The sequence below is a fragment of the Parvibaculum sp. genome (assembly GCF_049672805.1).
In the GTDB taxonomy this organism is placed as follows: domain Bacteria; phylum Pseudomonadota; class Alphaproteobacteria; order Parvibaculales; family Parvibaculaceae; genus Parvibaculum.
Window position 1 is genome coordinate 1 of the sequence record NZ_JBATWS010000453.1, and the last position, 13,956, is coordinate 13,956.

Here is a 13,956-nt window from a genome sequence, read left to right on the forward strand (position 1 = left end):
CGGCATCTCCTTGCCAATCCGCTCGTCCCAGCCCTCTGTGCGGGAGCTCTGAAAGGCAATTCCGGTCATGCTGAGATTTTTCAGCGTCGTCCGCTCGTCCTCGATGACGACTGTCGGTACGGATTCCCGGAAAAGCTGCTCGGGACGGAAACGCTCCGCCCGGTAGAACATTCGCCGCCCCTCGGCACCTGTCAGTTGCTCGTAAGTTCTGATCACTTGCCCACCCCTTTAACTCACTCAAGAACCGCTCGTTTGCAGTGCACAAAGTAATAATTCAACGCGGCAGCGGGCGCACCCACAACCTTAATGAATGATTAACAATATTGGTTAATGCACCGGAAAACATGAACATTACCCTTGGGTCGCCTGCGCTGCCCTTGCCCGGATGCGGCTGTCTTCCACCAGACGGATCACTGGCGGCAGCATCAGCCAGTCGATGAACAGATTGGCGAGGATGACGAGGGCGGTCATTGCGCCGAGCGTCCGGTTCACCTCGAACCCCGAGAAAATGAGGACGCCGAAGCCCAGCACGAGAGACACGGTGATGACGAGGATGGCGACACCGACAGTCGAGAAGACATAGATGATCGCCTCTTCCGGATTAAGCCCCTTCTGCCTCGCCTGCCTGTACATCAACAGGAAATAGATCGTGTCATCGAGAATGAGGCCGATCGTCATGGCCGTCACCACTGAGGCTGCCAGACCGATATTCTGGTAGAGCAATCCCCATAGCCCGAAGCCGACCACTAGCGGCAGCATGTTGAGGAACACGCTGAGCATGCCGAAGGTGACGCTGCGCAGGGCAACGATCATGATGACCGCAATCACCACGACCGAAACCAGCGATGCGGTAATCATCGACCGGATGTTGATACCTGAGAGATTGGCGAAGATGACATTGAGGCCCGTGCCGCGCACCTGCATTTCCGGTGGTGCGTTCTGCGCAAGCCACGCCGTTGCCTTCTCATCGAAGGCCCGGGTTTCCGAGGAGGTCATGTTGCGCAGGATCGCCGTCACACGGCTTGACGAGCGATTGACATCTATCTGGTCGTTCAGGGAAGCGCCAAAGGGCAAGGACAGCTCATAAAGCAGGAAGTACTGCGCGATCGTCTCGCGATTATCGGGCATATCCCCTGCCGCCCCGCCGCCCTTCTTCATCGCGTCATGAACGCGCTTCGTGATCTCGGATATGGCAGCCGCACTCACCACACCCGGCTGGACGCGGAGCCAGTCCTGAAACTCGGCGAGCGTGCGCTGATAGGAGGGAAGGAATACGCCCCCCGCTTCTCCCGAGGGAATGTCAAATTCAATGACATTCAGTCCTGTCAGATTCTGTTCGGCGAAGTCTGATGCCTGACGATATTCAAAGCGTTCGTCGAAATAGCGCGCGAAATCATCATCAAGCTGAATGTTACCCAGCCACATGGCACAGGCCACCACCACGCCCGCGCAGAAAACGAAAAGCTGCTTGTAGGAGCGGTTCACGAAACGACCGATCATCACCATGAAGCGTTCGGAGTTCTGAACCGTCGGCTGTAGCGGCATCAGCGAGAGAACAGCCGGCAGCCAGGTGAAGGTGAAGATATAGGCGAGGAACACGCCGATCGCGACCACATTGCCCTGCTGACGGAGCGGCGGCGCGTCGGCCAGGTTCATCGACAGGAAAGCCGCAACCGTGGTGAGGCTTGTCAGCGTGATTGGCAGGAAGTTGATCGAGACGGCTTCGGCAATCGCGTCGCGTGGCGTGAGCCCACGCCCGAGCGCGGCCAGCGCCGTGGTGACGAAGCGAATGGCGGCGGCCATGTTCACCGTCATCACAATGATGGGAGCCGATACCGTGGATGTGTTGAGGTCGTAGCCATACCAGCCCGCAAGCCCCATCGCGGTTGCGCTGGAAAGGCCGAGCAGTGTCAGAATCGCAACGCTCGGCAACAAGGCGCGCACGAAAATGAGCATCACAAGGCCTGTCACCACGAGGCTGATCGGGATGAGATACATCACGTCATTCATGGCGGCTTCGGAGAAGGTCGCCATCAGCATCACGTTGCCGGTGAGCTGCACATTGATGCCGGGATAATCTGCCTCGAAGGTCGCGGCGAGTTCCCGCGCGGCGGTGACGATTTCCAGCACTTCCGTCGAGGCTTCTTCGGGCAGGTTGAAATTGAGGAGAATGCCGGCGGTCTGCGCATCTTCCGACAGAAGGCGGTTGCGGATCAGGGGATCGTCGAGCGCAATTCTCTCGATCTCCCGCGCCTCTTCCGCGCTCAACATGCCGGCATGCGGAACGAGGTCGCCGACCGAGAAGCTGTCCGCATCGGAGACGACGTGAGGAAAATTCGTCAGCGCATCAACGCGCGTCGAATGAGGCAGGGTCCAGGCGCGCGTCACAAGTTCGCCGAAGGCGGCCAGCACGTCAGGCTCGGTGATCTTTCGCCCTTCGGCGGAGACAACGATCAATATGTTGTTGTTCTGGCCATATTTCGCCTCGAAGGCGCGCAGCATGGCGAGATCGCGCCCCTCGGGATTGAAATAGACGCGCGTGTCGTATGACAGCGTGAGTTGCAACATGCCCAGCAGCGCCGCGCCGCAAAAGGCGAGACACAAAAGGATCGTGCTCCGCGGAAAACGCAGAATCAGATTCGTGAAGAGCCTCATGGAATGCGCCGTCCCCCAGATTCACCCCTAAAAGCGCGGTGCTAAAGCTGCGTCATTCTGGATCAAAAGAAAAGCATGTTTACCACTGGTTAACACTCTTCGGCATTCTGGAAACCCTGATTTAACGCCGGTCATGCGATGAAAGGTCTTTGCAGCGGTTATCTGACCGGATCGGCAATGAGCAACCGAACGCTCGTCAATTTGGCAACTGTGGGCAGCGATGAGCTGCAGGCAATGCCGATTAGCGTCTTCACGACCTGCCTTGAGCAGATGTCGGCGGAGGCGGTCGAGCGTTTCCAGCGCCTGCGGAAGCTCAACGCCTCTCAGCGCGCGGCGGTGGAACAGTTTCTCGCCAAAAAAAATGGTAAACCGCCCCCCGCCCTGCGGGGCGTTGCCGGGCGGCCATCATCAGGCGAAGAGAAACAGAAAGAGGGAGAAGCGGGCGCCAAAGGCCCGGTGCAAGCCTCGTTCTGGATGGACCTCATGCTGCGGCTGCTCGCCTGGTGGGAGGGTGAGGATACGGACGCCCTCGCCCGCTCGCGCGGAATCAAGCGCTGGCGGCGACCGGCGAAGCCGAAAGCGCCTTCTGCCGCTTCTGCCCCCGCTCCCGCAGCGATGCCACAGAAGAAGCCCGCCGAGGCTTTGCCGCCTCTGACGCGCGTGGAGCTGGTGCAAAGACTTTGGGGAGAGGGGTTCAGCCTGCCCGGCGGCGAGGCTTTCGCGCTTCGCATCGCCAGAGCTGCGATGCCACCGAAGAATGCGCTCTGTCTTGATCTTGCCCCCGGCCTTGGCGGCGGGATGCGCGCTGCGGCCCGCACGCTTGGCGTGCGGATCAAGGGCATTGAGTGCGATCGGGAGCTTGGAGAGGCAGCCGCCTTGCTTTCATCAAGCATGGGCGACGGAGCGCCGATCCGGGTCGGCTACGACGGACTTGACCCGGAGGATTTCGAGCCTGCGGGTGGCCATGCCGCGATTTTCATGCGCGAGGCGATGTTTGCGGTTGAGGATCGCGAAAGAATGCTTGCAGCGATGCATTCATCTCTCGCGGAGGATGGCTCGCTCATTCTCACCGATTTCGTGCTGACAGGCGACGGCGATACCCTTGCCCATTGGCAGGCGGTCGAGTCCGACAATGCCGATCCCTGGACCGAAGCCGAATATTGCGAAGCCCTCGAGGCGCAACATTACAGAATTGAGAGGTTCGATGATCTGACACGCGATTATCTGCCTTTCATCAAGGAAGGGTTGCGCCGTTTCCATGATTGCCTGCAAAACGTCAAACTTCCGCCGGAAACTGTTCCCATATTGATGCGTGAAGGAAACCTCTGGCTTGCGCGCAGCCAAGCTCTGGAAACAGGGCGGCTTTCTTTCGTTCACATTCATGCGCGCCGTGTTTCTCCCCCTGTCGGGAATGAAGAGGAACACGATGAACACGGATAATGAACGCAAGGCCGCGTATCGGCCGCTGGAGGAGTATGAAATGTCTGAAAGGGTTATGCTGGCAAATGAAAGCCGGATACGCATTGAGCCCATTTTCGACGCTTCGGGTGCATTGAAGCGTCACGTCCTGCACAAGAACGACGCCGCGCGTCAGGAACAGGGCGGAGACATCGCACCGAAGAAAGAATAGCTGGATTCCCCGTTACCCTATTTCGAGGTCATCACGATGGGCCTCATCTTCGGCTTCCGCCGTGCGCCGCACATGATGGCGATAGCGCATGATGGCAACGGGAATTGACGCGAGATAGATCGCGCAAAGCCCGCTAAAGGCGACCCAGGGATAGCTCAGGATGATCGCCGCGCTCATGCCTACAACCAGCAGAATGGGAAGGACCATGTCCCGCCGGACGCGCAATCCGAGGCGCTTTCCGGAAAATGTCGGGATACGGCTGACCATGAGGAACGCGACCGCAAGAGCGTGGATGGCAATGAGAAGCGGCACTTCCTGCATCCAGGGCACACCGACAAAGGACAGATAGAGCGGCAGCATGACGAGCCCTGCTGCTGCGGGCGCCGGAACGCCGACGAAATAGTTTCCTGTCCAGACCGGCTTGTCGGGGTCTTCCAGCGCCACATTGAAGCGCGCGAGACGAAGCGCGCTGCAGACGGCAAAGCCTAGTACGGCAATCCAGCCCACACCGCCAATATCACCCAGCGTCCAGAGATAGAGCACGACGACGGGCGCCACACCGAAATTGACGAAATCGGTGAGCGAGTCCAGCTCGGCGCCAAAACGGGTCGTGCCCTGCAGCAGCCGGGCGATGCGCCCGTCCAGTGCATCAAAAACAGAGGCGATGATGATGGCGACCACCGCCGCCTCATAGCGGCCTTCAATGGCAAAGCGGATGGCGGTCAGTCCTGCGCAAAGCGCGAGAACCGTGATCGCATTCGGGATGACGGTACGCACGGGAAGTTGTGCGAAATGCCGCGCCCGACGTGCTCTCACGCTTTCGGCAACGCGAAAGCCGCGGCCAGAGCGAGGTTCAAACGGGGGCGTCGGTCCGGACATTCTCGGCAACCTCTACGCGCAATTATACATGATGCGGCACAGCAAGTGTCGTGTCGGCAAGAACCGTCTCGCCGGCAATCGCGGTCTGACCGACCGCAACGAGCGGCACCGCGCCTTGCGGCAGATACACGTCAAGGCGGCTGCCGAAGCGGATAATGCCGAAGCGTTCGCCTGCCGCGAGGTCGTGCCCTTCCTTCACATCGCACACGATGCGGCGCGCGACGAGACCGGCAATCTGCACCACCACGATATCCTGGCCATCCGCGCGCTCGATCACCATGGAGTTGCGCTCATTCGCATCGCTCGCCTTGTCGAGATCGGCATTGAGGAAAAGGCCGGGGCGATAGGCGACACGCTTCACCTTGCCTGTAATAGGCGAGCGGTTCACATGGCAGTTGAACACATTCATGAAGATGCTGACGCGGGTGCGCGTCATGTCGCCAAGGCCCAGCTCCTCGGGCGGACTTGCCTCGGTGATCAGGTTGATCACGCCATCGGCCGGGCTGATGACGAGACCTTCCCGCGTCGGCGTCACGCGATCGGGGTCGCGGAAGAAATAAAGGCACCAGAGGGTCAGCACCACACCGATCCAGCCGAGCGGGTTCCAGATCATGAAGAGAACGATGGTGATGGCCGCAAAGATGACAGCCCAGCGGTGTCCTTCGCGGTGAATCGGCGTCAGTATCGAAGTGATAGCGTCCATATTCTGCTTCTTGATCTCATGTTGCCTTGACCGGAGGCAGAGTGTAGCGCGGGCGAGGCCCGGGGTTAAGCAAATCCGGGATCGATTTCAGCCTTCCACAAGCGCCGCCTCGCCGCGCCGGCCGGCTTCATTCTCCGGCACGCCGCTTTCAGCGCGCTCGCGAGCCTCATCAGATTCGCGCTGGCGGTTCCACATGGAGGCATATACCCCGCCCAGAGCGAGGAGTTCCGCATGTGTGCCCCGCTCCACCACCCGCCCCTGATCGAGCACCAGAATCTCGTCGGCATCGACCACGGTGGAGAGGCGATGCGCGATGATGAGCGTGGTCCGGTCCTTCGAGATGCTCCGCAAGGCTGCCTGAATTTCCCGCTCCGTATGCGTGTCGAGGGCGGAAGTCGCCTCATCGAGAACGAGAATCGGCGGGTTTTTCAATATTGTGCGGGCAATGGCGACGCGCTGCTTCTCGCCACCCGAAAGTTTCAGACCCCGTTCGCCAACGCGGGTGTCGTAGCCCTGAGGCAGGCTGTCAATGAAGGTGCTGATCTGGGCGAGGCTTGCTGCTTCTTCCACTTCGGCATCGCTCGCCTCCGGCCTGCCATAGCGGATATTGTAGCGGATTGTATCGTTGAAAAGCACCGTGTCCTGCGGGACCATCCCGATGGCGGCGCGGAGGGAAGATTGCCGTACGTCACGAATATCCTGCCCGTCGATGCGCACAGCCCCGCCTGAAATGTCATAGAAGCGGAAAAGGATGCGCGCGACGGTGGATTTTCCGGCGCCCGAGGGACCGACAATGGCAAGCGTGCGCCCCGCCGGAACGCGAAAGGAAATCCGGTCGAGGATCGGGCGGTCGGGATCGTAGTGAAAGCTCACCCCGTCAAACACGAGTTCACCGCCCGCCACCTTGAGATCGGGCGCATTCGGCTTGTCCTTGATCTCGGCTGGCACCTGCAGCAGGGCGAACATGGTTTCCATGTCGATCAGCGCCTGACGGATTTCCCGGTAAACCGTGCCCAGCATGTTGAGCGGCTGATAGAGCTGGATCAGATAGGCGTTGATCATCACGAAGGAGCCGACGGTGAGGATGCCGTCCGCAATGCCCTGCGCCGCCATCAGCATCAGAACGGTTAGCCCGATGCTGAAGATCAGCGTCTGGCCTACATTGAGCAGGGCGAGCGAGGTTGTCGTCTTGATAGCCGCACCTTCATAGCCCTTCATGGAGCGATCAAAGCGCTGCGCCTCATGTTCCTCATTGCCGAAATATTTGACTGTCTCGTAGTTCAGAAGGCTGTCCACCGCCTTGGTGTTTGCTTCCGTGTCGAGATCATTCATCTGGCGGCGAAAGCGGGTGCGCCATTCCGTTACCATGAAGGTGAAGACCATATAGATGACGACCGTGCCCGCCGTGATGAGCGAGTAGCGGATATCAAACGCATAGGCGAGAATGACGCAGACGAGCACCAGTTCGATGATGGTCGGGAAGATGTTGAAGAGCGAGAAGCGGAGAAGGAAATCGATGCCCTTCGTTCCTCGCTCGATCAGGCGCGACAGGCCGCCGGTGCGCCGCTCCAGATGAAAGCGCAGGGACAGCGCATGCAGATGGCGAAAGGTTTCGACCGCAAGCTGGCGCACCGCATTTTGCCCGACCTTGGCGAACACCGCATCGCGAAGCTGCGCCAGCGCCACCATCATGATGCGCGCCACGCCATAGGCGATAATCAGCGCAATTGGCACGACAATGGCCGTCGTCGCCGCCGTTTCCGGGGAGAGGCGATCCACCGCTTCCTTGTAGAGAATGGGCACATAAACGGTGATGGCCTTGGCGCCAAAAAGGGCAAACAATGCCAGCACCACACGGAGACGAAGGTCAAACCTATCTGCAGGCCATAGCCGCGGCAGCATGGCAAGCATCACGTCCCAATGGCTCTCCTTCCCGGCCTTGCCGGTTCCGAGAGAGAGATCTTCGCGTGAAGAAAGTATCGGGCGTCTCGCCATTTTGAAGCAGCATCTCCTCAGGGGCGCATGTAACCGCCAACAAGCCAACGCCCTGCCCGGCAACCGGACAGGGCGTTTGTGCTACTCTACATAAGACTTTTCCCGGCAGGGACAATCCCTGATAGAGGGGGCTACCGCGCAGGAGTTTCGAAAACCTGTCCCGGATAGATCAGGTTCGGGTCGCGAATCTGGTCCTTGTTCGCTTCGTAGATGATCGTGTAGCTGAAGCCGGAGCCGTAAAGCCTGCGGGCAATGTTCCACAGGTTGTTGCCCGGCTGGATGACGACCTTCCCTTCTCGGAGGGCCGCCAGAACCGCCTGCGGCTCACCCCGCTCAAAGGGCACTTCGATGCGGCCGGTCACGCGACCCTCACCATCCACCTGATCGACCCGGAGCGCATATTGGCCGGGGGCAATGTCACCCTGAGGGACCAGTTCCCAGCGGCCATGAGCGTCGGCGACTGTTTCACCCGCAAGCTCGCGCCCGACATAGATGCGCACCGTCGAGCCGGGGTCGGCGCGGCCGGAAATAATGATATTCCCCTTCTCGTCATAATCGATGGTTTCGAGAATGAGATCACCCGCATCGGCCGGAACGCCGGGGCCTTGCAGCACCTTGCTCGCCTTGCCCGGCTCGCTGCGAACAACGAGCGGCTGCTCGCGCGCGCCTTCGGGAACGGAAACGGTGACGGTCTGCCGGCTGTCTTTCCAGCTCCCGTCAGGATTGCGTGCGGTGAGGGTGAGCTCGATCGTACCGGGCTCCAGCGGCTCATCGAGAACGGCGACCCATTCGCCGCGCTCATCTGCGCTTGTCTCGGCGATCACCTCGCCATTCGCCTTGAGTTCGACGCGGGCACCGGGGAGTGCCCGTCCAGCGGCAATGGTGGAGCCGTCACGCTCAACCCGGACGATATCGAATGTCGGGATAGACGGGTCGATGGCTTCGGCAGCTTCATCGGGAGCGGGCGCTTCGCCCTCCTCCACCGTCACATCGGTCGGCGCGGTGGCGTCATCCCCCCGCAGAAAAAACCAGTAGCCCCCCAAGAGCAGAATAAGCGCGACGATGAACGCGCCGACAATTGCGCCCAGTTTCATATTTGCTGTTTCCTTCCCACGCCTACTGTGCCGAAACGAGGCAACCCGCCCTCCTCAGCCCGGCATATCCGCCTGACTTGCAATTACAGCACCATTGTGAAACCTCGTCCTGTCCAAAAAGCTCAACCTCCCGGGATTCCTGCTTCCATGAAACTTTCCAGCCTTTGCGTCTATTGCGGGTCCAGCACAGGGAATGCCCCTGTCCATATGGAAGCGGCAACCCGTTTCGGCAGGCTGATGGCTCAGGCGGGGGTCCGTCTTGTTTATGGCGGCGGAGCGGTCGGCCTCATGGGGGCGGTCGCCCGGGCCGTGCTTGCGGAGGGGGGTGCCGTTACCGGCGTCATTCCCCGGTTTCTGACCGAGATCGAGGTTCAGCTTAACGATGTGTCGGACCTCATCGTGACTGACAGCATGCATGAACGGAAGCGGATCATGTTCGAGCGGTCCCAGGCTTTCGTCGCTCTGCCGGGCGGCATCGGCACGGTCGAGGAAACGATCGAGATGCTGACCTGGGCGCAGCTCGGGCGGCATAGCCAGCCCATCATCCTCGCCAATATCGACGGTTTCTGGGACCCGATGATCGAACTGCTCGACCACATCATCAAATCTGGTTTCGCGCGGTCCAATATCCGCAGCATCTATTCAGTGGTGGACAGGGTAGAAGACATCCTGCCCCGCATCGAAGCCTCTCTCTGAGATCACGTTTCATCAGAAAGTGCTGCGGTCTGGCGCAAGCGCCTTTCCATGCGCCATGTGTCGAAGCTGAAGATCGCAAGGCCGATCCAGATAAGCGCGAAGGTCATCACCTGTATCGGCGCGAGCGGTTCGCCATAGAGAAAGACAGCGACGAAGAACTGCGTCGTCGGCGCGAGATATTGCATCAGACCAAGCGTTGCGAGGCGGATGCGCTGCGCGCCGAAGGCAAAGAGGAAGAGCGGCACCGTCGTCATGGGTCCGGTCAGAATAAGGAAGGTCCATGTGAACCAGCTCCCGTTCCCGAAACTCGTGCCGCCATTCTCTGAAAGCCACCAGAGATAGACAAGTGCAAGAGGCAAGAGCACCAGAACCTCGATGAAAAGCCCCTCCAGCGGCGTCGCGCGGGAAACCTTCCGCAGATAGCCATAAGCCGCAAAGCTGCCTGCAAGGAAAAGCGAAATCCAGGGCAGCGTACCAAGCTCCCATGCGAAAACTGCCACCCCTGCCACAGCCAGAAGGACCGCGAAGATTTGCGGCCGCGACAACCGCTCGCCGAGAAAGGCAACGCCGAGCAACACACTCACCAGCGGATTGATGTAGTAGCCGAGGCTCGTTTCAACGATGCGCGCTTCATTGATCGAATAGATGAAGACAAACCAGTTCGAGCCGATGAGCAGCCCTGTGCCGGTGAGCGTCAGCATGGTGCGGCGGTCGCGCAGAACCACCATCAATGCATCCCGCCGCGCGAGCGCGAAGATCATCAGCAGCGTTAGCACCACGCTCCAGACGGAGCGATGCGCCAGCACCTCGAAAGGCGGCACATCGGTGAGCTGCTTGTAAAAAATGACGGAGAGCCCCCAGAGAAGATAACCAAGCGCCGCCGATGCTGCGCCAAGGGCCGCTTCGCTGGCGGCATCCTGGGGACTGTGGCCTCGTGTCACTCTGTTCTCTCCCGCGCCGGGGTTACATCAGCGCGGGTCTTGTATCACGCGCCGCGCCTGCCGTCTGGCAGGATAGCAGGCGAGCGCGCCGAAAGGGCTTCAACAATCCCGGCTTCGCCCTGCGCCTAGACGCTGGCCAATTCCCTGCGCGGTGTCTTCGGCGCCGGGGCGCCGTCGCGGAGGAGTTTCCAGGTGATGGAATCAGCAAGCGCCTGAAAGGACGCGTCCACGATGTCGGGCGAGACGCCGACCGTGAACCAACGATTGCCCTTGCCGTCGGCACTCTCGATCATCACACGCGTCACCGCTTCCGTACCGCTGGTGAGGATACGGACTTTGTAGTCGGCAAGGCGCAAATCTTCGATGTAGGGGGAGTATTTTCCGAGATCCTTACGCAGAGCCTGATCGAGCGCATTGACTGGACCATTTCCCTCGCCCACCGAGATGAGCTTCTCGTCATCCACTACCACCTTCACCGTCGCCTCCGAGATGGTCACGAGATCGCCGATGGCGTTGTAACGGCGCTCGACAAGCACACGGAAGGATTCGACGAAGAAGAACTCCGGCACTTCGCCCAGAATACGCCGCGCGAGCAATTCGAATGAGGCTTCAGCGCCATCATAGGAATAGCCGAGGAATTCTCGTTCCTTCACTTCTTCCAGCAGGCGCCCGATCCGGCTGTCATTGGAATCGAAAGCGATGCCTGCTTCCTCAAGACGCGCCAGGATGTTCGAGCGCCCCGCCTGGTCGGAGACGGCAATCTTGCGCTTGTTGCCGACGCTTTCGGGCGGCACATGCTCATAGGTTTTCGGGTCTTTCAGGATCGCGGAAACATGGATTCCTGCTTTCGACGCGAAGGCGCTTTCGCCCACATAGGGTGCATAGCGGTTCGGCGCACGGTTCAGCACTTCGTCCAGCGTGCGCGAAACATGGACGAGGTTCTTCAGCCGCTCCTGCGGCACACCGATTTCAAAACGGCTCGCGTAAACATCCTTCAGCAGCAGCGTCGGAATGAGCGACACCATATTGGCATTACCGCACCGCTCGCCCAGCCCGTTTAGCGTGCCCTGCACCTGCCGCACGCCTGCGCGAATGGCGGCAAGCGAATTTGCCACCGCATTCTCCGTGTCGTTATGCGCGTGAATGCCCAGCTTCTCGCCCGGCACACCCGAGGCAATCACTTCGCCCACGATGCGTTCCACCTCATCGGGCAGCGTGCCGCCATTGGTGTCGCAAAGCACGGCCCAGCGCGCACCAGCCTCGAGCGCCGTCCTCACACAGGAAAGCGCATAGTCGGGGTTTGCCTTGTAACCGTCAAAGAAATGCTCGCAATCGATCATCGGCTCGCGCCCTTTGGCGGCGATAGCCTTCACGCTTTCGGCAATGGCTTCGAGATTTTCTTCATTCGTCACGCCAAGCGCGACTTTGACATGGAAGTCCCAGCTTTTTGCAACAAGGCAGACGGCATCCGTAGCCGCCTCAAGCACACCGACGAGGCCCGGATCATTCGAGGCGCTGCGCCCCGCCCGCTTCGTCATGCCGAAGGCGGTGAACTTCGCGTGGTTGAGTTGGGGCCGCTCGGCGAAAAATGCGGTGTCCGCCGGGTTTGCCCCCGGATAGCCGCCTTCGATGTAGTCAATACCGAGTTCGTCCAGCAGGCGCGCGATCAGCCGCTTATCTTCCACGCTGAAATTGACACCTGAGGTTTGGGCGCCGTCGCGCAGCGTGGTGTCGAAAAGATAGAGGCGTTCTTTACTGGACTTGCTCATGGTTCGGTTCCGCATCATGGAGCGGCCAAAGGCCCGCTCAGGAGGTGACTTCCGCCACCGACCGGACCCGTTTTCCACAATGGATTTGCAAGCGTGCTTTTACGGCGGCGGCGAAGCTATGGCTAGCCGCTAATAATCAAGCCCTGAATGATCGAGAGAGCCGGGTTCATGCCGGTGTCTCCATTCGTCGCCGTTAAAACTATAGCACAATCAAGCCGTTAGACCCTTGAGCCGAGCCTCGGCCCGTGCTCTTCCAATGAGGGGTAGCAGGTTTTTGAGTTCCGGTCCATGCGTCAGACCCGTCAGGGCGAGGCGGAGCGGCATGAAGAGCGCCTTGCCCTTGCGGCCCGTTGCCTCCTTCACCGCATCTGTCCATGCGCCCCATGTCTCCGCCCCCCAGGGTTCCGGCGGCAACGCGGCCAGTGCGGCCGCCGCAAAGTCCTTCTCTTCGATGATCGGATCAAGCGGACCCTGCACGATGCGTGCCCATTCCGCGGCATCGGAAAAGAGAACGAGATTGGGCTTCACCGTGTCCCAGAAATCTTCCCCGAGATCGCAGCCAAGCGCCTGAAGGCGCGGTGCCGCCGCCGCATAGGGCATGAGGTGGAGGCAGGCCGTATTGGCGCGGGCGAGATCAGCCGGATCGAAACGAATGTCGGAGCGGCCGAGCCTTGAGAGGTCGAAGCCTTCCGCCAGTTCATCCAGCGTGAGGCATGGCTCCATCGGGTCCGGCGTGCCGAGCCGGGCGAGCAGCGCGTTGAGCGCTATCGCCTCATAGCCCGCCGCCCGAAGCGCGCGAAGCGAGAAGCGCTCCGCTTCATGGCGCTTGGAAAGAGGCTTTCCCTCCGGCCCGTTCAGCAGCGAGTAATGCCCAAAGACAGGCGGCTCCGCGCCAAGCGCGCGGATGATCTGGATTTGCACGCCAGTATTGGTGATGTGGTCCGAGCCGCGAATGACATGGGTGATCCCGAAGTCAATATCATCCACGATGCTTGGCAGCGTATAGAGGAAGCGGCCATCCTCGCGGATCAGCACCGGATCGGAAAGCGACGCACCATCCACCGCGACATGGCCCTGAATGATATCGTCGAACGCCACTTGTTCATGGTCGAGCTTGAAACGCCAATGCGGGCGGCGGCCTTCGGCCTCAAGGGCGGCGCGCTCCTCATCCGTCAGTTTCAACGCGGCCCGGTCATAAACCGGCGGCAAACCGCGGGCGAGCTGGCGCTTGCGGCGGCGGTCCAATTCGGCGGCACTTTCATAGGCCGGGTAGAGACGACCCGCAGCTTTCAGCTTCTCCGCCGCTGCTTCATAGGCTTCAAGGCGTTCGGACTGCCGCGCGAAAATATCGTGTTTGAGCCCGAGCCAGTCGAGATCCTCTTCGATGGCGGCGGCAAACTCTGCGGTTGAGCGCTCATCATCCGGATCGTCCATACGGAGCATGAACTTTCCGCCATTCTTCCGCGCGAAGAGAAAGTTGAAGAGTGCCGCCCGTGCGTTGCCGACATGCAGATGGCCTGTCGGCGAAGGTGCGAAACGGACGGTAACGGGTCTGGTCATACGTCCTGATCCCGAAAACCGTTCACTATGGGGT

Annotated in this window: 12 protein-coding genes; 3 read left to right on the forward strand and 9 right to left on the reverse strand. The window is 60.3% G+C overall.

The genetic code is table 11. From position 1 onward, the window contains the following. Together WBF74_RS14070 and WBF74_RS14075 are read right to left on the reverse strand one after the other, a co-directional pair. A partial coding sequence (locus tag WBF74_RS14070; RefSeq protein ID WP_424441006.1) for a hypothetical protein occupies positions 1–216 on the reverse strand: 216 nt, incomplete at its 3' end. Between the two features lie 135 nt (positions 217–351). Next, a complete protein-coding gene (locus WBF74_RS14075) occupies positions 352–2,655 on the reverse strand; it encodes an efflux RND transporter permease subunit (protein ID WP_424441008.1) in 2,304 nt (767 codons plus the stop codon). 177 nt (positions 2,656–2,832) lie between these two features. Here WBF74_RS14075 and WBF74_RS14080 point away from each other — a divergent pair, with 177 nt between their 5' ends. Together WBF74_RS14080 and WBF74_RS14085 are read left to right on the forward strand one after the other, a co-directional pair. Next, complete coding sequence (locus WBF74_RS14080; RefSeq protein ID WP_424441010.1) at positions 2,833–4,095, forward strand: SAM-dependent methyltransferase; 1,263 nt, start codon at positions 2,833–2,835, stop codon at positions 4,093–4,095. Continuing rightward, the gene (locus WBF74_RS14085; RefSeq protein WP_424441012.1) at positions 4,082–4,285 is read left to right on the forward strand and encodes a hypothetical protein; all 204 of its coding nucleotides are present in this window, start codon (positions 4,082–4,084) and stop codon (positions 4,283–4,285) included. The genes WBF74_RS14080 and WBF74_RS14085 overlap by 14 nt, the downstream gene beginning before the upstream one ends. Before the next feature lie 12 nt (positions 4,286–4,297). Here the strand turns inward: WBF74_RS14085 and pssA are convergent, their stop codons facing one another. The 4 genes from pssA to WBF74_RS14105 all read right to left on the reverse strand — a co-directional run bounded on the left by pssA (position 4,298) and on the right by WBF74_RS14105 (position 8,956). Next, positions 4,298–5,062: a CDP-diacylglycerol--serine O-phosphatidyltransferase gene (gene pssA / locus WBF74_RS14090; protein ID WP_424441014.1), complete on the reverse strand. Its 765-nt coding sequence runs from the start codon at positions 5,060–5,062 to the stop codon at positions 4,298–4,300. A 124-nt stretch (positions 5,063–5,186) separates the two neighbouring features. Further along, positions 5,187–5,882: a phosphatidylserine decarboxylase gene (locus tag WBF74_RS14095; protein ID WP_424441028.1), complete on the reverse strand. Its 696-nt coding sequence runs from the start codon at positions 5,880–5,882 to the stop codon at positions 5,187–5,189. Positions 5,883–5,954: 72 nt separating this feature from the next. Next, positions 5,955–7,862, reverse strand: a complete 1,908-nt coding sequence (locus tag WBF74_RS14100) for an ABCB family ABC transporter ATP-binding protein/permease (RefSeq protein ID WP_424441016.1) — start codon at positions 7,860–7,862, stop codon at positions 5,955–5,957. Between the two features lie 131 nt (positions 7,863–7,993). After that, positions 7,994–8,956 (reverse strand): LysM peptidoglycan-binding domain-containing protein, encoded by a 963-nt coding sequence (locus WBF74_RS14105; RefSeq protein ID WP_424441018.1) that lies wholly within the window; start codon positions 8,954–8,956, stop codon positions 7,994–7,996. Between the two features lie 147 nt (positions 8,957–9,103). On the opposite strand from WBF74_RS14105, the gene WBF74_RS14110 reads away from it, so the two are divergent. Continuing rightward, on the forward strand, positions 9,104–9,652 hold the full coding sequence (locus tag WBF74_RS14110) for a TIGR00730 family Rossman fold protein (RefSeq protein ID WP_424441020.1): 549 nt from the start codon (positions 9,104–9,106) through the stop codon (positions 9,650–9,652). A gap of 2 nt (positions 9,653–9,654) precedes the next feature. Here WBF74_RS14110 and rarD read toward each other — a convergent pair whose 3' ends face one another. The 3 genes from rarD to gltX all read right to left on the reverse strand — a co-directional run bounded on the left by rarD (position 9,655) and on the right by gltX (position 13,922). Further along, positions 9,655–10,593, reverse strand: coding sequence for an EamA family transporter RarD (gene rarD / locus WBF74_RS14115; protein WP_424441022.1), 939 nt, complete (start codon positions 10,591–10,593; stop codon positions 9,655–9,657). A 125-nt stretch (positions 10,594–10,718) separates the two neighbouring features. Continuing rightward, positions 10,719–12,362 (reverse strand): citramalate synthase, encoded by a 1,644-nt coding sequence (cimA, locus tag WBF74_RS14120; protein WP_424441024.1) that lies wholly within the window; start codon positions 12,360–12,362, stop codon positions 10,719–10,721. Between the two features lie 210 nt (positions 12,363–12,572). Continuing rightward, a complete protein-coding gene (gene gltX / locus WBF74_RS14125) occupies positions 12,573–13,922 on the reverse strand; it encodes a glutamate--tRNA ligase (protein WP_424441026.1) in 1,350 nt (449 codons plus the stop codon). Positions 13,923–13,956: the final 34 nt, after the last annotated feature.